This window comes from Kitasatospora sp. NPDC028961 (genome assembly GCF_055564815.1).
In genome coordinates this window covers 137,882-160,102 of sequence record NZ_JBVHVO010000003.1, presented here as the reverse complement: position 1 = coordinate 160,102, position 22,221 = coordinate 137,882, and the positions used below count along the sequence as shown (strand labels likewise).

The following is a 22,221-nucleotide window of genomic DNA, read 5'->3' as shown; positions in this document are numbered from 1 at the left end:
TCAAAAGAAAAAGGGAAGCTCGGCGTGTTCGTTGAAACACGTGCCCGGGGCCACCTAGTGTCCTGTGTCACCAGACTGTGCTTCCTGGTGATGTGACGGAGGCACAGCACTAACCCTAAACGTCAAGTTTAGGGTTGGGGTCGGCGGTCGGCATTTCGGACATTCAGTCAGAAACCAGGCTCCCTACCCATCGACATCCGTCGGTACGGCACCCCACAGGGGGCCGGCCGACCCGGAAATTCGAGGCGAGAGGCCTTCGACGTGGCAGCACCGCAGAACTACCTCGCAGTCATCAAGGTTGTCGGCATCGGCGGCGGTGGTGTCAACGCCATCAACCGGATGATCGAGGTCGGTCTCAAGGGCGTCGAGTTCATCGCGATCAACACCGATGCGCAGGCCCTCCTGATGAGCGACGCCGACGTCAAGCTCGATGTGGGCCGTGAACTCACCCGGGGCCTCGGCGCCGGCGCCAACCCCGAGGTCGGCCGCAAGGCCGCCGAGGACCACCGCGAGGAGATCGAGGAGGTCCTCAAGGGGGCCGACATGGTCTTCGTGACCGCGGGCGAGGGCGGTGGTACCGGCACGGGCGGCGCGCCGGTCGTCGCCAACATCGCCCGCTCGCTCGGCGCGCTGACCATCGGCGTGGTCACCCGCCCCTTCACCTTCGAGGGCCGTCGCCGCGCGAACCAGGCCGAGGACGGCATCGCCGGCCTGCGCGAAGAGGTCGACACCCTCATCGTGATCCCCAACGACCGCCTGCTGTCCATCTCGGACCGCCAGGTCAGCGTGCTGGACGCGTTCCGCTCCGCCGACCAGGTGCTGCTCTCCGGCGTCCAGGGCATCACCGATCTGATCACCACCCCCGGTCTGATCAACCTCGACTTCGCGGACGTCAAGTCCGTCATGTCGGAGGCCGGTTCGGCGCTCATGGGCATCGGTTCGGCCCGGGGCGAGGACCGCGCCAAGGCGGCCGCCGTGATGGCGATCTCCTCGCCGCTGCTGGAGGCTTCGATCGACGGCGCCCGCGGCGTGCTGCTCTCCATCTCCGGCGGCTCCGACCTCGGTCTGTTCGAGATCAACGAGTCCGCCCAGCTGGTCAGCGAGGCCGCGCACCCCGAGGCCAACATCATCTTCGGTGCGGTGATCGACGACGCGCTCGGCGACGAGGTGCGGGTCACCGTGATCGCGGCCGGCTTCGACGGCGGCCAGCCCCCGGCGATCGTCCGCGACCCGGTGGTCAAGGCCACCCCGGCCACGCCGCCGCCGGCCGCCCCCGAGCGTCCGGCGACCCGGCCCTCGTACGGGAGCATCGGGTCGGTGACGGCCCGCTCCGAGGGCGACGCCCCGGCGCGTTCGACGGAGAGCCCGGCCACCACGACCGCCGCTCCGGTGCCGCCGCAGGTGCAGCCGGCCCGCCAGCCGTACGTGGAGAGCCCCGCCGAGGAGCTCGACGTGCCGGACTTCCTGAAGTAAGCAGTGGTCGATCACGCAGTACGCAACGGTGCTCACTTCGCCTTCACCGACCGGTGGGGCGGGGTGAGCACTTCGCCGTACGGGGAGCTGAACCTCGGCGGCGCGGTGGGGGACGACCCGGCCGCCGTCCGGCGCAACCGGGCGATCGCGGCCGGCGCGCTGGGCCTCGACCCGGCGGACGTGGTCTGGATGAACCAGGTCCACGGCGCGGAGGTGGCCGTGGTGACGCGGCGCCAGTCCGCGGGGGAGGCGCCGACCGTCGACGCGGTGGTCACCGACCGGCCGCTGGCGCTGGCGGTGCTGACCGCGGACTGCACGCCCGTCCTGCTGGCCGATCCGGTGGCGGGCGTGGTGGGCGCGGCCCACGCGGGCCGGCCCGGCCTCGCGGCCGGGGTGGTGCCGGCGGCGGTCCGGGCGATGGTGGAGCTGGGCGCCGAGCCGGGGCGGATCACCGCCGCGACCGGGCCCGCGGTCTGCGGCCGCTGCTACGAGGTGCCGGCGGAACTGCGTGCGGAGGTGGCCCGGCTGGTGCCGGCCGCGCACGCCGAGACCTCCTGGGGCACCCCGGCCCTGGACGTGCCGGAGGGAGTGGCGGCGCAGCTGACCGCTGCGGGCGTCACCGAGTTGGTGCGATCATCGGTCTGCACCCTCGAATCCGCCGATCACTACTCCTATCGCCGCGAGCAGCGCACGGGCCGGCTCGCGAGCTACGTCTGGTTGGGCTCTGATCACTCATGACGAACGACATCTACGGACCGTTCCCGGGCGGTGCGGATTTCCTCGCCGCCCTGACGCCGGGCCAGCGGGCCCGGTACGAGGAACTCGGGACCAACCTCGACGTGGTCGAACGCCGGATCGCCGACGCCTGCGCGGCCGCGGGGCGGGCGCGTGACGAGGTGCGGCTGATCGTCGTCACCAAGACCTACCCGGCGCAGGACAGCGCACTGCTGGCCGCACTGGGCGTCACCGACGTCGCGGAGAACCGCGACCAGGACGCGGCGCCCAAGGCGGAGCAGTGCAGAAACCTTCCGCTGGACTGGCACTTCGTCGGCCAGCTGCAGACCAACAAGGTCCGCTCGGTGGTCCGGTACGCGAACCACGTGCACTCGGTGGACCGGCCGCGGCTGGTGGAGTCGCTCTCCGCGGCGGTGCTCAAGGCCGAGCGGCCCGAGCTGGGCTGCCTGGTGCAGGTCGCGCTGGAGAAGGAGCACGGCGAGGGCGAGGGCCGGGCCGGGGCGACCCCGTCGGAGGTCGAGGCGCTGGCCGACGCGATCGCCGACGCGCCCGGGCTGCGACTGGACGGTGTGATGACCGTCGCTCCGCTCTCCGGTCCGCTCGCCGGCGATCCGGCCCGGGCCTTCGAGCGGTTGACGGAAATCGCAACCGCCGTACGGGCGGCCCATCCTGCTGCCACCATGGTTTCCGCAGGAATGAGCGGTGACCTGGAGCAGGCCGTTGCCGCCGGGGCGACACACGTGCGCGTCGGAACGGCGGTACTCGGAGTGCGGTCACCCCTCGGGTAACGTCACCGGGTAGTAGATCAGACTGCAGGACAAAATAGGACAGAAGCTAGCAGCTTTCCAGAGCGCTGGCGAACCGTGGATCGTAGCTCCGCGGCCCCCACCCACGAGTTCTGACCGGCCGTCGGCCCGTCGGCTCGTCGTGGGCGGACCGCGGAATCCGCAGCCGGGGCCGGACGGCCCGGCCGTCGGTACGGAGCCGGTCCACCACGGAGCGGGCAGGGCGAGCGACCATCGAGAGGCGCGCGTTCGCGAAGCGACCACCGAGCGGACAGCGAGGTGGGCATGAGCGGAGGAGACAGGAGCATGGCCGGCGCAATGCGCAAGATGGCGGTCTACCTCGGCCTCGTGGAGGACGAGACGTACGACGGCCAGGGGTACGACCCCGACGACGACTACGACGCGGACCCCGAGCCGATCCGAACGGGGCGGACGGAGGACATCCCCCGGCCCGCCGCGGCACCCGCCCCGGTCTCCTCGATCACGCCGCAGCCGGTGCCGGCCGCGGTCCCGATCCGCCAGGAGACCCCGAGGATGGCCCCAGTGTCGTCCATCACACCCGAACGCCGCCACAACCTGGAGAAGAGCGCCCCGGTGATCATGCCCAAGGTAGTGAACGAACGAGAGCCCTACCGCATCACCACGCTGCACCCCCGGACCTACAACGAGGCCCGTACGATCGGGGAACAGTTCCGTGGCGGGACCCCGGTGATCATGAATCTCACCGAGATGGACGACACCGATGCCAAGCGGCTCGTAGACTTCGCCGCTGGACTCGTCTTCGGTCTGCACGGCAGTATCGAGCGCGTGACACAGAAGGTGTTCCTGCTGTCGCCTGCTAACGTCGATGTCACGGCGGAGGACAAGGCTCGGATCGCCGAGGGTGGGTTCTTCAACCAGAGCTGACCCGGCCACGACTTTACGTGTGGATCTGATCGACAGTGAGTTAGTGACAGGCGGCACGGCCGAAGGGCCGAGAACCGGGGAGAGGGAAGCGCGATGGGGATCGTGTGGGCGGTGCTCTATTACGCGCTGACCGTCTTCCTGGTGTTCCTGCTTGTGCGGCTGGTGATGGACTGGGTCTTCCAGTTCGCACGTTCGTGGCGGCCCGGCAAGGCCATGGTCCTGGTCCTGGAGGCCACGTACACTGTCACGGATCCGCCGCTCAAGCTTCTTCGGCGGTTCATTCCGCCGTTGCGTCTCGGGGGCGTGGCGCTCGACCTGTCCTTCTTCGTACTGATGATCATTGTGTATGTCCTGATCTCGCTTGTGCGGCCCTAGTCGTAGGTGAGCGATGCGACAGGATGCCGGTGTGCCGACGATCACGTTGAGGTGAAGAGATGCCATTGACCCCCGAGGACGTTCGGAACAAGCAGTTCACGACCGTCCGCCTGCGCGAAGGCTATGACGAGGACGAGGTCGATGCCTTCCTCGACGAGGTCGAGGCGGAGCTGACCCGCCTCCTCCGCGAGAACGAGGACCTGCGCGCCAAGCTGGCCGCCGCGACCCGTGCCGCCGCGCAGAACCAGGCCAACATGCGCAAGGAGCCGCCGCAGGACTCGCGTCCCGGCGCCCCGGTGCCGGCCGCCATATCCGGCCCGCCGGTCCCCGGGCAGCAGCAGGGCCCCGGCCCGCAGCAGATGGGCGGCCCCGGCGGTCCGCAGCAGATGGGCGGCCCGCAGCAGCAGCAGATGGGCAACCAGCCCCTCGGCCTGCCGTCCGGTGCCCCGCAGCTCCCGTCCGGCCAGGGCGGCCCGATGGGCGGCCAGCAGCAGCAGATGAACCAGACCATGGGCGGCCAGCAGCAGCTGGTGCAGCCGATGGGCGGTCAGATGCTCCAGCCCATGGGCGGTCCGGGTGGCCCGCAGCAGATGGGCAACCCGATGGGCCAGGGCATGGGCCAGCAGCAGATGCAGCAGATGGGCGGCCCGATGGGCCAGCCGCAGCAGATGGGCGGCCCGATGGGCGCTCCGATGCAGCAGCAGCAGGGCCCCGGCGGCGACAGCGCGGCCCGCGTGCTGGCGCTCGCCCAGCAGACCGCGGACCAGGCGATCTCGGAGGCCCGTTCCGAGGCCAACAAGATCGTCGGCGAGGCGCGCAGCCGGGCCGAGGGTCTGGAGCGCGACGCCCGTGCCAAGGCCGACGCCCTGGAGCGGGACGCACAGGAGAAGCACCGCGTCGCGATGGGCTCCCTGGAGTCCGCGCGGGCCACGCTGGAGCGCAAGGTCGAGGACCTGCGGGCGTTCGAGCGTGAGTACCGCACGCGTCTGAAGTCCTACCTGGAGACCCAGCTGCGCCAGCTGGAGTCGCAGGCGGACGACTCGCTCGCTCCGCCGCGCATCCCGGCCACCGCCTCGCTGCCGCCGGCCGCGTCGTCGATGGCTCCGGCCGGTGCGTCCGCGATGAGCGGTGGTGCTCCGAGCTTCGGTGGCAACCAGCCGTCCTTCGGCGGGAACCAGCCCTCGTTCGGCGGCCAGAGCTCCTTCGGCGGCAACAACGGTGCGCCGAGCTTCGGCGGGCAGTCCTCCGGTGGCAACTCCGGTGCCCCGCAGATGCAGCCGGCCGGGATGACGCAGCCGATGGCCGCCGTCCGCCCGCAGCCGCCGCAGCCGATGCAGCAGGCGCCGGCGCCGATGCGCGGTTTCCTGATCGACGAGGACGGCGACAACTGAGGTTGTAGCCAGGCATTTCGAGGGCGCCCCTGCCGTGACTTCCGGGTCATGACGGGGGCGCCCTCGTCGGTGTGCCCGCCCGGGTGAGCGCCGGTGCGACCGGGCGCCGGGGCGCGGGCTCCGGAGACGGCGAAGCCGCCGCCGCCCCGGGTGGGGCGGCGGCGGCTTCGCCGTGCGGGTCGGGCCCGACGGGTCGGGCCGTGCGGGTCAGGCCTTGCGGAGCCGGAAGGTCAGGCCGAGGCCCTCGTCCGAGAAGGTCTCGGACTCCCAGTCGGCGGCGCCCGCCGCGAAGTCGGTGGCCAGCACCTCCTCGGCGACCAGCGGCCCGTGCTCGGTGATCGCCTCGGTGGTCTCGTCGGAGGCGGCCTGCCAGCGCAGCACGATCCGGTCGGAGACCTCCAGGCCGGAGTTCTTCCGGGCCTCCTGGATCTGCCGGATCGCGTCGCGGGCGATGCCGAGGCGCTTGAGCTCCGGGGTGATGGCCAGGTCGAGGGCGACGGTGGCACCGGACTCGTTGGCGACCGCCCAGCCCTCGCGCGGGGTCTCGGTGATGATCACCTCGTCCGGGCCCAGCTCGATCCGCTCGCCGTTCAGCTCCACCCCGGTGCTGCCGGTGGCGCGCAGCTCGGCGGCGAGCACCGCGGCGTCGGCGGCCGCGACCACCTTGGCCACGTCCTGCACGCCCTTGCCGAAGCGCTTGCCGAGCGCCCGGAAGTTCGCCTTGGCGGTGGTGTCGACCAGCGAGCCGCCGACCTCGGCCAGCGACTCCAGGGTGGAGACGTTGAGCTCCTCGGCGATCTGCGCGCGCAGGTCGGCCGGCAGCTCCTCCCAGCCCTGGGCGGCGATCAGCGCGCGGGAGAGCGGCTGACGGGTCTTCACACCGGACTCGGCGCGGGTGGCCCGGCCCAGCTCGACCAGCCGGCGCACCAGCGCCATGTGGCGCGAGAGGTCGGCGTCGATCAGCGCCTCGTCCGCCTCCGGCCAGCCCGCCAGGTGGACCGAGGCCGGGGCCTGCGGTGCGACCGGGACGACGAGGTCCTGCCAGACCCGCTCGGTGATGAACGGCGTCAGCGGGGCCATCAGCCGGGTGACCGTCTCCAGCGCCTCGTGCAGGGTGGCGAGCGCGGCGGCGTCGCCCTGCCAGAAGCGGCGGCGGCCGCGGCGGACGTACCAGTTGGAGAGGTCGTCGACGAAGCCGGAGAGCAGCTTGCCGGCGCGCTGGGTGTCGTACGCCTCGAAGGCCGCGTCGACCTCGCGGACCAGGGTGTTCAGCTCGGAGAGCACCCAGCGGTCCAGCTGCGGCCGCGCGGCCGGGGCCGGGTCGTTCGCGGACGGCGCCCAGCCGGAGGTGCGGGCGTACAGGGCCTGGAAGGCGACGGTGTTCCAGTAGGTGAGGAGGGTCTTGCGGACCACCTCCTGGATGGTGCCGTGGCCGACCCGGCGGGCCGACCAGGGCGAACCGCCGGCCGCCATGAACCAGCGCACCGCGTCCGCGCCGTGCTGGTCCATGAGCGGGATCGGCTGCAGGATGTTGCCCAGGTGCTTGGACATCTTGCGGCCGTCCTCGGCCAGGATGTGGCCCAGGCAGACGACGTTCTGGTAGCTGCTCCGGTCGAACACCAGGGTGCCGACGGCCATCAGCGTGTAGAACCAGCCGCGGGTCTGGTCGATCGCCTCCGAGATGAACTGCGCCGGGTAGCGCTTCTCGAAGAGCTCCTTGTTCTGGTACGGGTAGCCGTACTGGGCGAAGGGCATCGAGCCGGAGTCGTACCAGGCGTCGATCACCTCGGGCACCCTGGTGGCGGTGCCGGAGCACTCGCGGCAGGCGAAGGTGACGTCGTCGATGTACGGGCGGTGCGGGTCCAGGCCGCTCTGGTCGGTGCCGGTCAGCTCGGAGAGCTCGGCCAGCGAACCGACGCAGGTGAGGTGGTTCTCCTCGCAGCGCCAGATCGGCAGCGGGGTGCCCCAGTAGCGGTTGCGGCTGAGCGCCCAGTCGATGTTGTTGTTCAGCCAGTCGCCGAAGCGGCCGTGCTTGACCGTCTCCGGGTACCAGTTGGTGGCCTCGTTCTCGCGGATCATCGCGTCCTTGACGGCGGTGGTCCGGATGTACCAGGACGGCTGCGCGTAGTAGAGCAGCGCGGTGTGGCAGCGCCAGCAGTGCGGGTAGCTGTGCTCGTACGGCAGGTGGCGGAAGAGCAGGCCGCGCTCCTGGAGGTCCGCGACCAGGGCCTCGTCGGCCTTCTTGAAGAACTGGCCGCCGACCAGCGGGACCTCGGGCGCGAAGGTGCCGTCGGCGAGCACCGGGTTGACCACCGGCAGGCCGTAGCGGCGGCAGGTCGCGAGGTCGTCCGCGCCGAAGGCGGGGGACTGGTGGACGATGCCGGTGCCGTCCTCGGTGGTGACGTAGTCGGCGTTGAGGACGTAGTGCGCGTCCTCGATCTCGACCAGGTCGAAGGGGCGGCGGTACGCCCAGCGCTCCATCTCGGCGCCGGTGAAGGACTCGCCGGTGGCCTCCCAGCCCTCGCCGAGCGCCTTGGCCAGCAGCGGCTCCGCGACGACCAGCCGCTCGGTGCCGTCGGTGGCCACCACGTAGGTGACCTCGGGGTGGACGGCGGCGGCGGTGTTGGAGACCAGGGTCCACGGCGTGGTCGTCCAGACCAGCAGCGCGGCCCCGCCGGCCAGCGGGCCGGAGGTGAGCGGGAAGCGGACGAAGACCGAGGGGTCGACGACGGTCTCGTAGCCCTGGGCCAGCTCGTGGTCGGACAGGCCGGTGCCGCAGCGCGGGCACCAGGGGGCGACCCGGTGGTCCTGGACCAGCAGGCCCTTGTCGAAGATCTGCTTGAGCGACCACCAGACCGACTGGACGTAGGACGGGTCCATCGTCCGGTAGGCGTCGTCGAGGTCGACCCAGTAGCCCATCCGGGTGGTGAGCTCGGTGAAGGCGTCGGTGTGGCGGGTCACCGACTCGCGGCACTTGGCGTTGAACTCGGCGATGCCGTACGCCTCGATGTCCTGCTTGCCGGAGAAGCCCAGCTCCTTCTCGACGGCCAGCTCGACGGGGAGGCCGTGGCAGTCCCAGCCGGCCTTGCGGGCGACGTGGTAGCCCTTCATCGTCCGGTAGCGGGGGAAGACGTCCTTGAAGACGCGGGCCTCGATGTGGTGGGCGCCGGGCATGCCGTTGGCGGTCGGCGGGCCCTCGTAGAACACCCACTCGGGGCGGCCCTCGGACTGCTCCAGGCTGCGCTGGAAGATCTTGCTGTCCTGCCAGAAGGAGAGGATCTGGTGTTCGAGGGCAGGCAGGTCCACCTGCGCGGGGACGGCGTTGTAGGTGGTCATCGCGGTGTCAAACCTCCGGCGGATATCGGCTGGATCCGACGGAGGGACGAGACGGCGAGCCGCCCCGCGGTACCACCCTCCTTGGCCGCGGTGCTGCTGCGACCCACTTGTTTGGGCTTGCTGCCGGTTCTACCGGGCCGCTGGGCTGACCAGCGGCCGTTCTTCCGGCGGCTCCGGGGTGATCTTCCCGCCGCGCACACCCCCGGGCTCGCACCGTCCCCGGGTCGCTGGTGGCTGCGTACGTCGGTACTCGTCCCATCTGCGCCTTGCCGGCCCAGTCTATCGGCAGCCGCAAGTCGGTTTGTCCGCCGCCGCGACGGCGCGCGGAGGCGGTTAGGCGGGGGTGTTCTGGGCACAACACAGGTCAGCGCGCGGGGCGGGGCGGTTGTGACGGCTGCCTGGGTGGGATCATGGTGAGGCGTCGGTATGTCATGTTGTGACCGGTTTTGATGGGGATTATCGTTCCGGCACTGGAGGCCGCCGGGAACCGGCGGCTCGATTCGTTCGTAGATGGGGTCGAAGCCATGGCTGATGAGGCAACCGGCGCGGGTACCGCCACCAAGCGGGCCCGCAAGGCCGTGGCAGGCGAACCAGGGGAGGGGACCGTGACCACTACCGCACGGCACAAGACCAGCAACGATTCCGCGCTCGTGGCCCCCGGCCGCACCCGCACCGCCGCCGCGGCGGTCCGCGGCGGCGGCGCGGAGGCCGTGGACCCGGCCGAGCTTCCCGTCCGTCCGGGCGAGGACCCGTGGACCTCGCAGGAGGTGCACGAACTGCACGCCGAGCTGATCAGCGAGCTGGACCGGCTGCAGAACGAGATCGGCGCCGCCGAGGCCGCGATCACCGGGCTGATGCGGGACTCCAACGACGGAGCCGGCGACGACCAGGTCGACGCCGGTACGAAGAACATCTCGCGGGAGAGCGAGCTGGCGCTGGCCAACAACGCCAGGGACAGCCTCGCGCAGGTCGAGCGGGCCCTGGGCCGGCTGGAGGGCGTCGGCTTCGGGACCTGCGAGTCCTGCGGCCAGGCCATCGGCAAGGCCCGCATGCAGGCCTTTCCCCGGGCGACGCTCTGCGTCCAGTGCAAGGCCAAGCAGGAACGCCGCTGACCGGGGCGACGCGGGGGGTCGGGCTTGCCGTACGCTCGACCCCGTAACGTCGCCTGACTCGTCGAGGTCGGCGACCACCGGCCCACTCTCCCCCGGTCTTCGGCCCCGGGGGACCCTCATCGGCAGCGGAGCGGATCATCAGTACGCAAGGTTCCCCCCAGACGCGGGACGAGTCCGTCCCGACCCCCGCCGAAGCCCTGGAGGAGGCCGTGGCCGAGCCCGGTGAGGTGACCGCTCCGGTCGAGCAGGAGGCACCGAAGGGGCGCCGGCGGATCGGTGTCCTGCTGGGCGTCGCACTGGTCGCCTTCCTGATCGACCTGGGGACCAAGCTGCTGGTGGTCGCCCGCCTGGAGAACCACGCGGCGATCAAGGTGATCGGCGACGTGGTGACCTTCCAGGTGATCCGCAACTCCGGCGCCGCGTTCGGCATGGGCCAGGCGCTGACCATCGTCTTCACCGTGATCGCGGCGTCGGTCATCGTGGTCATCTGGCGGATCGCCCGCCGGCTGTACAGCCTCCCCTGGGCGATCGCGCTCGGGCTGCTGCTCGGCGGGGCGCTGGGCAACCTGACCGACCGGCTGTTCCGCTCGCCGAGCGCCTTCCGCGGCCACGTCGTGGACTTCATCTCCGTCCAGCACTTCGCCGTCTTCAACCTCGCCGACTCGGCGATCGTCTGCGGCGGCATCCTGGTGGTGCTGCTCTCCTTCCGCGGCAGCAACCCGGACGGCACCGTCCACCAGCCGGCCGGCAAGGGCGCGGGCGGCAAGGACGGGGCGGCCGGGGGCGACGCCGACGGGGACCGGCCCGGCCCGACCGCGTAAGGGGCGGCTCCCGCGTCCGGCATACTCGTACGGGTGAGTACCGCAGCGCAGATCCGCAGCCTCCCCGTACCCGACGGCCTGGAGGGTGAGCGTCTCGACGCCGCCCTCGCCCGGATGTTCGGTTTCTCCCGGACGAAGGCCGCCGAGTTGGCAGCCGACGGCAAGGTGACGCTCGACGGCGCCCTGGCCGGCAAGTCGGACCGGGTCACCGCCGGCTCCTGGCTGGAGGTCGAGATCCCGGCCCCCGCCGCGCCCGTGCGGATCGTCGCCGAGCATGTCGAGGGCATGCGCATCGTCCACGACGACGAGGACATCGTGCTCGTCGACAAGCCGGTCGGCGTCGCCGCCCACCCCAGCCCCGGCTGGACCGGTCCGACCGTGATCGGCGGCCTGGCCGCGGCCGGCTACCGGATCTCCACCTCGGGCGCCGCGGAGCGCCAGGGCGTCGTGCACCGGCTCGACGTGGGCACCTCCGGGCTGATGGTGGTCGCCAAGTCCGAGCGCGCCTACACCGACCTCAAGCGCCAGTTCCACGACCGGGTGACCGAGAAGAAGTACCACACGCTGGTGCAGGGCCACCCGGACCCGATGAGCGGCACCGTGGACGCGCCGATCGGGCGCCACCCCAGCTCCGACTGGAAGTGGGCGGTCATCCAGGAGGGCAAGCCCTCCGTCACCCACTACGACCTCATCGAGGCCTACCGGGCCGCCTCGCTGCTGGACATCAAGCTGGAGACCGGCCGGACCCACCAGATCCGGGTGCACATGTCGGCGCTGCGCCACCCCTGCGTGGGCGACCTGACCTACGGCGCCGACCCGACGCTGGCCAAGCGGCTCGGGCTGACCCGGCAGTGGCTGCACGCGGTCTCGCTCGCCTTCGAGCACCCCGCCGACGGCGAGTGGGTGCAGTTCGGCAGCGAGTACCCCGAGGACCTGCGCAGGGCGCTGGACATCATCTCGGCGGAGAGCTGACATGAGCTCCTTCGCGGCGCGGATCCGGGTGGCCGAGGGCGCGGACGACCTGGCACTGGTGCGGGGCGTCCGGCACGAGGTGTTCATCGCCGAGCAGGGCGTGCCCGAGGAACTGGAGTACGACGACCTCGACGCGACCTCCGAGCACCTGCTGGCGGTCGGCCCGGAGGGCGAGCCGCTCGGCACCGCCCGGCTGATCCACGGCCCGCAGGCGCTCGCCCTCACCGGCGGGACGGCGGGCCGGGTGCTGCTCGGCCGGCTCGCGGTGGTGAAGGCGGCGCGCGGCACCGGGCTGGGCGCCGAGCTGGTCCGCGCCGTCGAGGCGGCCGGACGCGGGCGGGGCGCCCGTGAGGTCGAGCTGCACGCGCAGGTGCAGGCGCTGGGCTTCTACGAGCGGCTCGGTTACACGGCGGAGGGCCCGGTCTACGACGACGCCGGGATCCCGCACCGGACCATGACCCGGGTGCTCTAGGGCCGGTCCCGGGCCGCGCCGGGACCGGGGTGCTCCTCCGTGCGCAGTCGTCGGCGCCGGCTCGTACCGGCTGAACGCCGCCTCCAGGCCGGCCGCCACGACGCGCTGGAGGGCCTGGTCGACGATCCGGCCGACCACCAGGGTGGCGGCGATGGCGGCGAGCAGGACGATCAGCGGCCGGAGCGCAGGCACCTCGTCGTCGGGCGGTGGAGCCGGACGGGCGGACGATACTCGGGCACAGCCGGATGAATCGGGCGTCTCGGCACGGCCCGGCCCGGGCGGCCTTATCGGACGCCTACCGGCACGGCGGATACGATCACCGACCATGGAGCTCGGTGGGGCGTGGCGTCGGTGGCGCGGCCGCGGAACGGCTGTCGGACGAAGAGTGCTGGCCGCGGCGGTGGCCCTGGTGGTGGTGGCCGGAGTCGGCACGGCGGTGGCGGTGGCCGCCGGCGGGAACGAGCCCGTCCGGCAGGAGGACCGTTTCCTCAGCATGCCGGAGACGCCCGGCAGCGATGCCACGGTCCAGCTGGACACCTCGTTCTTCACGACCGGGACGGGCCCCCGCCCGGCGGTCCTGCTCGCCCACGGCTTCGGCGGTTCCAAGGAGGGTGAGCGCGAGCGCGCCCAGCAGCTCGCCCGGCAGGGCTACGCGGTGCTGACCTGGTCGGCGCGCGGCTTCGGCCACTCCGGCGGCCGGATCGGCCTCAACGCCCCCGACCGCGAGGTCGAGGACGTCCGGCACCTGGTCGACTGGCTGGCCCAGCGGCCCGAGGTGCGCCTCGACGGGCCGGGCGACCCGCGGGTCGGCATCACCGGTGCCTCGTACGGCGGGGCGGTGTCGCTGCTCGGCTCCGCGTACGACAGCCGGATCGACGCGGTGGCCAGCCAGATCACCTGGTGGAACCTGGCCGACGCGCTGTTCCCGCAGGGCGTGCGGGGCTCGGGCGCGGTGGACGGCGTGTTCAAGAAGCTCTGGGCCGGCATCTTCTTCACCACCGGCTCGGCGGGGGACCTCGGCCCCTCCGGCGAGGCCCCGCGTGGTGGCACCGGGCCGCAGCAGGCCCCGGGCGATTCGGCGGACGCGACGGTCGGCTGCGGCCGCTTCCTGGACGAGCTCTGCCGGATGTACGACCGGGTGGCGACCGCCGGTCACGCCGATCCGGAGGCCGTGGCCCTGCTGGACCGCTCCAGCCCGTCCTCGGTGGCCGGGCGGCTCAAGGCGCCCACCCTGGTCGTCCAGGGCCAGCAGGACTCGTTGTTCCCGCTCGACCAGGGCGATGCGATCGCCCGGGCGGTCGCGGCCAACGGCGCGCCGGTCGCGGTGGACTGGTTCGCCGGCGGGCACGACGGCGGCACCGACACCAGCGCCCGGGTGGACGACCGGGTCGGGGCCTGGTTCGACCGGTACCTGAAGGAGCCGGCCGGGCAGGACGCGGCCGGCTCCACCGGGCCGGCGTTCCGGGTGACCCGCACCGGCGGGGTGGACTCCACCGGCTTCCAGGCCGTGCTGCGCGGCGCCTCCGCCGACGCCTACCCCGGCCTGGCGGGCACCGGCTCGCGGCAGGTGGAGCTGACCGGCGGCAAGGCGGGCGCCGAGCAGACCTTCGCCAACCCGCCCGGCGGCGCGCCGCCCAACATCTCCGCGCTGCCCGGCATCGGCGCGCTCAGCCAGGCCGCCTCGCTCGGGGCCGGGCTCTCGCTCGACTTCCCCGGTCAGTACGCCGGGTTCGACTCGGCGCCGCTGGACGGGCAACTGCACCTGACCGGGCAGCCGACGGGCACGGTGAAGGTCGCGGCCGACCGGCCGGACGCGGTGCTCTTCGCCAAGCTGTACGACGTCGCGCCGGACGGCAAGCAGACCCTGCCGCAGCAGCTGTCCGCCCCGCTCCGGGTGACCGGCGCGGACGCGCCCGGCGGCCGGACCGTCACGGTGGCGCTGCCCACCGTCGACCACACCTTCGCCGCCGGGCACCGGCTGCGGCTGGTGCTCGCCGCGACCGACCTGGCGTACGCCTCGTCGGCTGAGCCGGCCACCTATCGGGTCTCCCTGGCCGGCCCGGTCACCGCGCCGACCGTCGCCGAGCTGGTGACGGAGGCCACCCCGCTGCCGGCCCGGACCTGGCTGCTGCCGCTGATCGCCGTCGCGGTGGCGGCCGCGCTGCTGCTCCTGCCGCGGCTGCGCCGGCGCGGCCGGACCGCCCGCGGGCCGGCCTACGACCCGGCGCTGGCCGAGGTGCCGCTGCAGATCACCGGCCTCGGCAAGCGCTACAAGGGCGCCACCGACCGGTACGCCGTCCGGGACGTGGGCTTCCGGGTGGAGCAGGGCCAGGTGCTCGGGCTGCTCGGGCCCAACGGCGCCGGCAAGACCACCACGCTGCGGATGCTGATGGGCCTGATCCGGCCCGACGCCGGCGAGATCAGGATCTTCGGCCACCTGGTGCGGCCCGGCGCGCCGGTGCTGTCGCGGGTCGGCGCCTTCGTCGAGGGCGCCGGGTTCCTGCCGCACCTGAGCGGCCGGGCCAACCTGCGGCTGTACTGGCAGGCCACCGGCCGCCCGGAGGCGGACGCGCACCTGGCGGAGGCGCTCGCCATCGCCGGGCTCGGCGAGGCGCTGGACCGGGCGGTGCGGACCTACTCGCAGGGCATGCGGCAGCGCCTGGCCATCGCGCAGGCCATGCTCGGCCTGCCGGACCTGCTGATCCTGGACGAGCCGACCAACGGGCTCGACCCGCCGCAGATCCGCGAGATGCGCGAGGTGATGGTGCGCTACGCCGCCGCCGGCCGGACCGTCATCGTCTCCAGCCACCTGCTGGCGGAGGTCGAGCAGAGCTGCACCGACCTGGTGGTGATGGACCGCGGCCGGCTGGTCACGGCGGGCGCCGTCGCCGAGATCATCGGCGCGGGCGAGCACCTGCTGATCGGCACACCCGACTCGTTCGGGCCGTCGGAGCTGGCGGTGGCCGCCGACAAGGCGGGCGCGCTGGCCGGTGTGGGCTCGGTGGAGGTGGTCGAGGGCGGGCTGCTGGTGCGGCTGGACGGCATGGCGGCCAGCCAACTGCTGGCCGAGCTGGTGCGCCTGGGAGTGCCGGTGGAGCGGGCCGGACCGCACCGCCGGCTGGAGGACGCGTTCCTGTCGCTGATCGGAGGTGCGGCGTGAGCGCCGTTGTGTCACCGGACCACGTCTCACCGGACCACGCGCCCGGGTACCGGCCCGGGCGGACGCTGCCGCTGCGGATCGAGGCCCTGCGCCAGCTGCGGCGCCGGCGCACCCTGGTGATCGGCGGGGTGCTGGCCGCGATGCCGTTCGTGATCCTGGCGGCGTTCCAGATCGGCGGCACGCCGGGGCGGGCCGACCGGACCAGCTTCATCGAGCTGGCCACCGCCTCCGGCCCGAACTTCGCGACCACCCTGCTCTTCATGGGCACCGGCTTCCTGCTGGTGATCCCGGTGGCGCTGTTCTGCGGGGACACCGTGGCCTCGGAGGCCAGCTGGTCCTCGCTGCGCTACCTGCTGGCCGCGCCGGTGCCCCGGGCCCGGCTACTGGCCCGCAAGTTCGTGGTGGGGCTGGCCTTCTCGGCGGCGGCCGTGGTGCTGCTGCCGGCGATCGGGCTGCTGGTCGGCACCGCCGCGTACGGCTGGGGGGACCTGAAGCTGCCCACCGGCGCGACCCTGTCGGCGACGGAGGCACTGCCGCGGCTGGCGCTCGCGGTGGCGTTCGTGTTCCTGAGCGAGGTCGTGATCGCGGCGCTGGCGTTCTGGCTCTCCACCGCGACCGACGCGCCGCTGGGCGCGGTCGGCGGCGCGGTGTTCGCCTCCATCGTCACCGGGGTGCTGGACGCCGTCACCGCCCTCGGTGACCTGCGGGAATGGCTTCCCGCGCACTGGCAGTACGCCTGGGCGGACGCCCTGCAGCCGCAGTTGGAGTGGGGCGGCATGGTGCAGGGCGTCTCGCTGTCGCTCTCCTACGCGGTGGTGCTGCTGGCGCTGGCGTTCCGCGGGTTCGCGCGCAAGGACGTGGTGTCCTGAGGAGCCTGCGGAGGGGCGTCTGCGGAGGGGGTACACCTGTGCGGCGTACCCCCTCCGGGGCGCGGCCTACTTGACGGGGGAGTAGACCCGCTCGATCTGCTGGGTGCCGGACCGGGTGCGGTAGGAGCGCGTCCACTTGGTGGTGGCGTCCTTGCGGGTGCGGTCGGAGAGGATGTAGTAGTCCATCTGGGTCTGGCTCGGGGTGATGTCCAGGACGCCGTAGCCGTGCGAGTCCAGGTCGACCCACTTGACGTGCGGGTTGGCCGACTTGATCGCCGCGGCCGCCACCAGCGAGAGGGTCTGCGGGGCGACCTTGAGGACGTCGTCGATGTTGTCCGACGTCACCGAGGTCACCACGAACTCGGTGGCCGCGCTGCCCGAGAGCGGGTAGGTGGCGGCCTCGTTGGGGACGTCCGACGCCCAGGCGGAGTGGATGTCACCGGTCAGGAAGACGGTGTTGGTGATGCCGTTCTTCGTGAGGTGGCCGAGCAGCTCGCGGCGGTCGTGGGTGTAGCCGTCCCACTGGTCGGTGTTGACCGCGAGGCCCTCGCCCGGCAGGCCGAGCAGCTTGGCCAGCGGGCGCAGCAGGTAGTCCGGCAGCGAGAAGAAGGCGACCGGGGAGATCATCACCTCGTTGCCGATCAGCCGCCAGGTGGTGTCGGAGGCGGTGAGCCCGGCCTTCAGCCAGTCCATCTGGGCGCGACCGGTGATGCTGCGGTCGGCCGAGTCGACGTCGCCGTTGCCGACCTTGACCTGCTCCGAGCGGAACGAGCGCTGGTCCATCAGGTGGAAGTCGGCGAGCTTGCCGTAGCGCAGGCGGCGGTAGGTGGTGCCGGCGATCGACGGGCGGACCGGCATCCACTCGAAGTAGGCCTGCTTGGCGGCGGCCATCCGGTCGGCCCAGTCGCCCTCGGTGCCGGGGGTGTGGTTCTCGGCGCCGCCGGACCAGGCGTCGTTGGCGAACTCGTGGTCGTCCCAGATCGCGATGGTCGGGACCTGCGCGTGCAGCCCCTGGAGGTCCTCGTCGGTCTTGTAGCGGCCGTGCCTGGTCCGGTAGTCGGCGAGGGTGAGGATCTCGTGGGTGGGGGCGTGCGGGCGCACGACCGAGCCGCGGGCGCAGAACTCGCCGGTCTTGTACTCGTAGATGTAGTCGCCGAGGAAGAGGAAGGCGTCCAGGTCGCCGCGGGCGGCGAGGTGGCGGTAGGCGGAGAAGTAGCCGGCCTCCCAGTTGGCGCAGGACGCGACGCCCAGGCGCAGACGGGAGAGGGCGGCGTCGGCGGCCGGGGTGGTGTGGGTGCGGCCGACCGGGGAGACGGCGGCGCCGGCGGTGAAGCGGTACCAGTAGAGGGTGTCCGGGGTCAGGCCGCGGACGTCGGCCTTGACGGTGTGGTCGGAGGCGGCGGTGGCGGTCACCGTGCCGCTCGCCGCGATCCGGGTGAAGCCCTTGTCGGTGGCGAGCTCCCAGCGGACCTCGGTGGCCGGGCCCGTGGCGGAGCCGGGAACGGCGTCGGGGGTCGGGGTGACCCGGGTCCAGAGCAGGATGCCGTCGGGGAGCGGGTCGCCGGAGGCGACGCCGTGCAGGAACTGCGGGGCGGTCGCGGCCGAGGCCGCGGAGCCGAGGGCGAGCGGCAGGGCGGCGGCGCCCGCCACGATCGCGGTGGCCTTCAGCACCTGGCGGCGGTGCGGGCGGGCGGCGGTCATGTCATCGACAAGGTCAGTCACGGCGGACAGGCTACCGGTCGGTAACGCGCCACTCCATAGGTCGGACTGACTGTTCGTCGCCGCTTCACCGACGCGTGGCCTCCGCCACCGCCGCGCGGGCGCGAGGCCACCCGGTGGCCATGAGCGATGATGGGGGGAGTCTCCGCCCGCCCTGCAAGGAAGTCCGACCGTGGCCCAGATCCTGCTCCTCCACTCCGTCTACGGACTGCGCCCCGCCGTCCACGCCGCCGCCGACCGGCTGCGCGCCGCCGGGCACACCGTGCACACCCCGGACCTGTTCGACGGGAAGACCTTCGACGACGTCGAGGAGGGCATGGCGTACAAGGAGGAGCTCGGCAGTGACGAGCTGCTGCGCCGGGCCGTCGGCGCCGCCGCCCCGCTGCTGGGGTCGGGAGCCGCGCTCGTCTACGCCGGCCTCTCGCTCGGCGGCTCGCTCGCCCAGAACCTCGCGCTGGCCGACGAGAAGGCGCTCGGCCTGCTCCTGCTGCACGGCACCTCGGACATCCGGGAGGACGCGGCGACCTCGATCCCCGTCCAGCTGCACGTGGCCGAGCCGGACCCGTTCGAGTCCGAGGACTGGCTGAACGCCTGGTACCTGCAGCTGCGCCGGGCCGGCGCCGACGTCGAGGTCCACCGCTACCGGGGCGCCGGTCACGTCTACACCGACCCCGAGCTGCCCGACTACGACGCCGAGGCGGCCGAGCGGACCTGGGCGGTGGCCCTGGACTTCCTCGCCGAGCTGGACGACCAGGCGGTCTGAGACGCACCCCGTGCACAGGAAGTCGGCCCGGCCGACTTCCTGTGCACGGCTGTTCCGGCCCGGCCCCACTCTGTTCGGCGCCTCGATGCCCCGGTCAGGCGTGGGGGCCGGTGGTGATCTGGCCGATGGTCACGGTGGGGGTGGCTTCCAGGACTTCGGCGATTCGGGTGCCCTGGTCATCAAGGTCGCGCAGGTGCCGGGGGGGGGGGGTGAGTCCGGTCAGGGGCTCGACGGTGATGTCGACGCGGCGGCCGGTGCGGCGTTGGTGTCACTCACCGGCGACCGTGCCGTCGATCAGCAGGACCGGGTAGTTGCCGGCCTGGCCGCGGTTCAGGGCGCGGGTGGCGGCCGGGCCGGGGAAGAGCAGGTCGCGGGGGTGGCAGCCGACGGTGTAGGCGTCGAAGTAGGGGAGCAGGAGCAGGCCGGTCGGTTCGGCGGGCGGGCGGGCAGCCACGCGGTGCCGCCTTCGAGCCGGACGGGCACCAGGTCGTCGGTGAAGAGCCGCTCGGCCTAGCGGGTGGGGGCGGCCAGCCAGCGGGCGAAGTGCTCCGGAGTGGCCGGGCCGCAGGCGTGCAGGTAGCGGCGGAGCAGCCAGTCCAGGGCGGTCCGCATGTCCGGGAAGGCCGACGCCAGCGGGGATGTAGGTCGGAAACCGTCCTCGACGGGGGCTGGGGGAGGATGGCGGGGTGACACAGCGGAGATACGAGTACGCCCCGGCGGCGACGCTGCCGGGGCTGTTGCAGCGGGGCCGGGGGCTCGGGGCGCGGATGGCCGAGTACGCCCCGGCGGCGGCCGCCGAGCTGGTGTACGGGTGCGTGCGGTGGGACTGGCGGTGGGACGCCGTCGATCAGCGGGCGCTCTATCTGGCGCGGCTGGTCAGGGACCTCGCGCTGCCGGTCGGGCCGGTGGTCGAGCTGCTGGCGGGGGACGAGGACACCTGTGAGCGGGCCGGCGCGGTGCTGGTGCTGCTGGCGCTCGACGGGTCGGCGCAGGCCCGGGAGGCGCTGCGGGCGCATGTGGGGGTGGGGCGGCACTGGGCGCCGGTGCTGGAGGCGATGGCGGACCGGTGGCCGGTGGAGTGGTGGGAGGACCTGGCGGAGACGGCCGGGGAACGGGCGCGGCGGGATCCGGCGGACCGGTGGGGCGAGCCGTGGACGCGTTGGGGGTGGGTCCGGCCGGGGCCGGTGCACGGGCCCCGGGAGGCGAAGCCCTTGGCGAGGACGGGGAACGCGGAGCTGCTGGAGCTGCTGGCGGATCCGGCCGAGTCGCAGGAGCGCCGGACCGCCGCGCTGGACGTGCTCGACGACCGGGGGCCGGAGCCCGGGGTGCTTCCGCTGGTGCCGTCGCTGGGGACGGCGGACGGCAGGTACGTGCTGTGGCCACTGATCGGGGTGCTGGAGAAGCTCGGCGCCCGGGCGGTGCCCGCCGCGCGGGAGTGGGCCGCGGTCACGGAGCCGGACTGGCTGCGGGCGCAGGGGCAGTGGGTACTGGCCGAGTACGGGGCGGCCGAGGACGTCCCGGTGCTGGTGGCGGAGCTGGAACGGCACTGGGTGCGGCGGCACTGGTGCGGGCCGAGGAGGCAGGCCAAGGCGCTCGCCCGGTTCGGGCCGGCGGAGGCCGGCGACGCCGTCTCGCTGCTGCGCCGGTTCTGGCTGTGGACGCCGCACTCGTACGAGCGGGCCGCCTACCTGGAGGCGCTGGCCGCGATCGGCCCGGCCGGGCTGGGGGCGGTGTACACCGAGTCGCTCCGGGACTGCGAGGCGGCGGCGCGGCTGCTGGCCGTCGGGCAGGCGCCGGACGGGCCGGAGGTGCGGGAGCGGCTGGCCTACCTGCGGGACGACCCGATGGAGGAGACGGAGGTCAGGGCCGCCGCCGGGGCGCGGCTGGCGGCCCTGACCGGGTAGCCCTACAGGCCGGGGATGCGGCCGTTGCGGTAGAGGTCGACGAAGAGCTGGTGGTCCTGGCGGGCCTGCGCCCCGTAGGCGTGCGCGAAGTCGACCAGCATCGCCGTGAAGCCGGCCTCGTCGCGGGTGATGGCGGCGTCGATCGCGTGCTCGGTGGAGAACGGCACCAGGGTGTGTCCGCTGGAGGACTCGTCGGCGGCCGCGTGCATGGTGGCGGTGGCGCGGCCGAGGTACTCGGTGACGGCGAGCAGGTCGGACAGCTCGTTGAGGTCGGTCCAGTCGAGGTCGGTGGTGTAGGGGGAGACCTCGGCGACCAGCTGGCCGCGCCCGCGTAGGGTGGTGTGGCCGAGCCACGGGTCGCTGTGCGCCTGGAGGGCGCGCTGGGAGATGACCGTGCGGTGGCCCTCGTGCTCGAAGTACCCGGCGATCGCCGGGTCGGTGACGTGCCGCGACACGGCCGGGGTCTGGCCCTGCTTCATGTAGATGACGACGTCGTTCTCCAGCGCGTCGGTGTGCCCCTCCAGCAGCAGGTTGTAGGAGGGCAGGCCGGCGCTGCCGATGCCGATGCCGCGGCGGCCGACGACGTCCTTGACCTTCAGCGACTCCGGCCGGGTGCGGGAGGCGGGCGGCAGGGTGGCGACGTACGCCTCGAAGGCGGCGAGCACCTCGGCACGGGTCGCCTCGTCCAGCTCGATCGCGCCGCCGCCGAGGCGGAACCGGCGCTCGTAGCCCTCGACGACGGTGTCGCCGTCGAGCAGCGCGACCCGGGTCTGCAGCCGGGCCCGGCGCAGGGTGTCCAGGATCGGGCCGGTGGCGGTGTCCAGGGTGAACGGGTCGGCGTCGCCGGAGGAGACGTGGGCGGCGATCTGGGCCCGGTAGGCGGTGGCGAAGGCGGTGACCAGCTGGGTGATCGTGGTGTCGGACAGCGCCTTGGCGTAGCCGATCAGGGCCAGCGAGGCGGCGAGGCGCTGGACGTCCCAGGTGAAGGCGCCGACGTAGGCCTCGTCGAAGTCGTTGACGTTGAAGACCAGCCGGCCCTCGGCGTTCAGGTAGGTGCCGAAGTTCTCGGCGTGGAGGTCCCCGTGGATCCAGACCCGGCTGGTGCGCTCGTCCAGGAAGGTGGTGCCGTACCCGGCGAACGGGCCGTCGGCGAGGTCGGCGTAGTAGAGCCCGGCGGTGCCGCGGTAGAAGGCGAACGCCGAGGCGGCCATCTTCCGGAACTTCACCCGGAACGCCGCCGGGTCCTTGGCGAGCAGGTCGCCGAAGGCCGTGTCGAAGACGCTCAGGACGGTCTCGGCGCGGTGGTCGGCGATGGGCTGCGGGTGGGACATGGAAGGGTCCTTTGCGGCGTGGTGGGCGGCCGGGCACTTCTGGGGCCGGAGGCTAGAGTAGGACCGTGAACGTGTGAGAGCTGGTCCGGGCCCCGAT

At 72.9% G+C, this 22,221-nt stretch carries 20 protein-coding genes; 15 read left to right on the top strand and 5 right to left on the bottom strand.

Annotated features, from left to right (window positions below; translation table 11 throughout):
• Positions 1-261: 261 nt before the first annotated feature.
• The 6 genes from ftsZ (at position 262) to ACZ4UX_RS08160 (ending at position 5,665) form a co-directional block, all read left to right on the top strand.
• A complete protein-coding gene (gene ftsZ, locus ACZ4UX_RS08185; RefSeq protein ID WP_329487253.1) occupies positions 262-1,473 on the top strand; it encodes a cell division protein FtsZ in 1,212 nt (403 codons plus the stop codon).
• Positions 1,474-1,476: 3 nt separating this feature from the next.
• On the top strand, positions 1,477-2,211 hold the full coding sequence (pgeF, locus tag ACZ4UX_RS08180) for a peptidoglycan editing factor PgeF (RefSeq protein WP_380382765.1): 735 nt from the start codon (positions 1,477-1,479) through the stop codon (positions 2,209-2,211).
• A complete protein-coding gene (locus ACZ4UX_RS08175) occupies positions 2,208-2,996 on the top strand; it encodes a YggS family pyridoxal phosphate-dependent enzyme (protein ID WP_329487251.1) in 789 nt (262 codons plus the stop codon). The genes pgeF and ACZ4UX_RS08175 overlap by 4 nt, the downstream gene beginning before the upstream one ends.
• A gap of 303 nt (positions 2,997-3,299) precedes the next feature.
• Entirely contained in the window at positions 3,300-3,899 is a 600-nt protein-coding gene (locus ACZ4UX_RS08170) for a cell division protein SepF (protein WP_329487250.1), read from the top strand.
• A 93-nt stretch (positions 3,900-3,992) separates the two neighbouring features.
• Positions 3,993-4,274 (top strand): YggT family protein, encoded by a 282-nt coding sequence (locus tag ACZ4UX_RS08165; protein WP_148645520.1) that lies wholly within the window; start codon positions 3,993-3,995, stop codon positions 4,272-4,274.
• Positions 4,275-4,333: 59 nt separating this feature from the next.
• Positions 4,334-5,665, top strand: a complete 1,332-nt coding sequence (locus tag ACZ4UX_RS08160; protein ID WP_352287132.1) for a DivIVA domain-containing protein — start codon at positions 4,334-4,336, stop codon at positions 5,663-5,665.
• A gap of 207 nt (positions 5,666-5,872) precedes the next feature.
• On the opposite strand, the gene ileS is transcribed toward ACZ4UX_RS08160, so the two are convergent.
• A complete protein-coding gene (gene ileS / locus ACZ4UX_RS08155) occupies positions 5,873-9,001 on the bottom strand; it encodes an isoleucine--tRNA ligase (RefSeq protein ID WP_465706066.1) in 3,129 nt (1,042 codons plus the stop codon).
• 605 nt (positions 9,002-9,606) lie between these two features.
• Between ileS and ACZ4UX_RS08150 the strand changes: the two genes are divergently transcribed.
• From ACZ4UX_RS08150 to ACZ4UX_RS08120, 7 genes are all read left to right on the top strand, one after another.
• Entirely contained in the window at positions 9,607-10,113 is a 507-nt protein-coding gene (locus ACZ4UX_RS08150) for a TraR/DksA family transcriptional regulator (RefSeq protein ID WP_465706065.1), read from the top strand.
• 209 nt (positions 10,114-10,322) lie between these two features.
• A complete protein-coding gene (gene lspA, locus ACZ4UX_RS08145) occupies positions 10,323-10,934 on the top strand; it encodes a signal peptidase II (RefSeq protein ID WP_352287138.1) in 612 nt (203 codons plus the stop codon).
• 33 nt (positions 10,935-10,967) lie between these two features.
• Positions 10,968-11,906, top strand: coding sequence for an RluA family pseudouridine synthase (locus ACZ4UX_RS08140; RefSeq protein ID WP_329487246.1), 939 nt, complete (start codon positions 10,968-10,970; stop codon positions 11,904-11,906).
• 1 nt (position 11,907) lies between these two features.
• The gene (locus ACZ4UX_RS08135; RefSeq protein ID WP_329487245.1) at positions 11,908-12,378 is read left to right on the top strand and encodes a GNAT family N-acetyltransferase; all 471 of its coding nucleotides are present in this window, start codon (positions 11,908-11,910) and stop codon (positions 12,376-12,378) included.
• Positions 12,379-12,417: 39 nt separating this feature from the next.
• Positions 12,418-12,627 (top strand): hypothetical protein, encoded by a 210-nt coding sequence (locus ACZ4UX_RS08130; RefSeq protein ID WP_465706064.1) that lies wholly within the window; start codon positions 12,418-12,420, stop codon positions 12,625-12,627.
• A gap of 76 nt (positions 12,628-12,703) precedes the next feature.
• Positions 12,704-15,538, top strand: coding sequence for an alpha/beta fold hydrolase (locus ACZ4UX_RS08125; RefSeq protein WP_465706063.1), 2,835 nt, complete (start codon positions 12,704-12,706; stop codon positions 15,536-15,538).
• Entirely contained in the window at positions 15,535-16,407 is an 873-nt protein-coding gene (locus ACZ4UX_RS08120) for an ABC transporter permease (protein ID WP_465706062.1), read from the top strand. Before ACZ4UX_RS08125 ends, ACZ4UX_RS08120 begins: the two co-directional genes overlap by 4 nt.
• Positions 16,408-16,473: 66 nt before the next feature.
• Here ACZ4UX_RS08120 and ACZ4UX_RS08115 read toward each other — a convergent pair whose 3' ends face one another.
• Positions 16,474-18,108 carry an alkaline phosphatase D family protein gene (locus tag ACZ4UX_RS08115; protein ID WP_465706301.1) on the bottom strand — a complete coding sequence of 545 codons (1,635 nt, stop codon included), beginning with the start codon at positions 18,106-18,108 and terminating at the stop codon, positions 16,474-16,476.
• Between the two features lie 190 nt (positions 18,109-18,298).
• Between ACZ4UX_RS08115 and ACZ4UX_RS08110 the strand changes: the two genes are divergently transcribed.
• Positions 18,299-18,889 (top strand): dienelactone hydrolase family protein, encoded by a 591-nt coding sequence (locus ACZ4UX_RS08110; RefSeq protein WP_465706061.1) that lies wholly within the window; start codon positions 18,299-18,301, stop codon positions 18,887-18,889.
• Positions 18,890-19,157: 268 nt separating this feature from the next.
• Here ACZ4UX_RS08110 and ACZ4UX_RS08105 read toward each other — a convergent pair whose 3' ends face one another.
• Positions 19,158-19,343, bottom strand: a complete 186-nt coding sequence (locus ACZ4UX_RS08105) for a DNA glycosylase AlkZ-like family protein (RefSeq protein WP_465706060.1) — start codon at positions 19,341-19,343, stop codon at positions 19,158-19,160.
• Positions 19,344-19,399: 56 nt separating this feature from the next.
• Positions 19,400-19,501: a DNA glycosylase AlkZ-like family protein gene (locus ACZ4UX_RS08100; RefSeq protein WP_465706059.1), complete on the bottom strand. Its 102-nt coding sequence runs from the start codon at positions 19,499-19,501 to the stop codon at positions 19,400-19,402.
• Between the two features lie 74 nt (positions 19,502-19,575).
• On the opposite strand from ACZ4UX_RS08100, the gene ACZ4UX_RS08095 reads away from it, so the two are divergent.
• Positions 19,576-20,793 carry a hypothetical protein gene (locus tag ACZ4UX_RS08095; protein WP_465706058.1) on the top strand — a complete coding sequence of 406 codons (1,218 nt, stop codon included), beginning with the start codon at positions 19,576-19,578 and terminating at the stop codon, positions 20,791-20,793.
• A 2-nt stretch (positions 20,794-20,795) separates the two neighbouring features.
• Here ACZ4UX_RS08095 and ACZ4UX_RS08090 read toward each other — a convergent pair whose 3' ends face one another.
• Complete coding sequence (locus tag ACZ4UX_RS08090; protein WP_465706057.1) at positions 20,796-22,124, bottom strand: DUF2252 domain-containing protein; 1,329 nt, start codon at positions 22,122-22,124, stop codon at positions 20,796-20,798.
• Between the last annotated feature and the right edge of the window lie 97 nt (positions 22,125-22,221).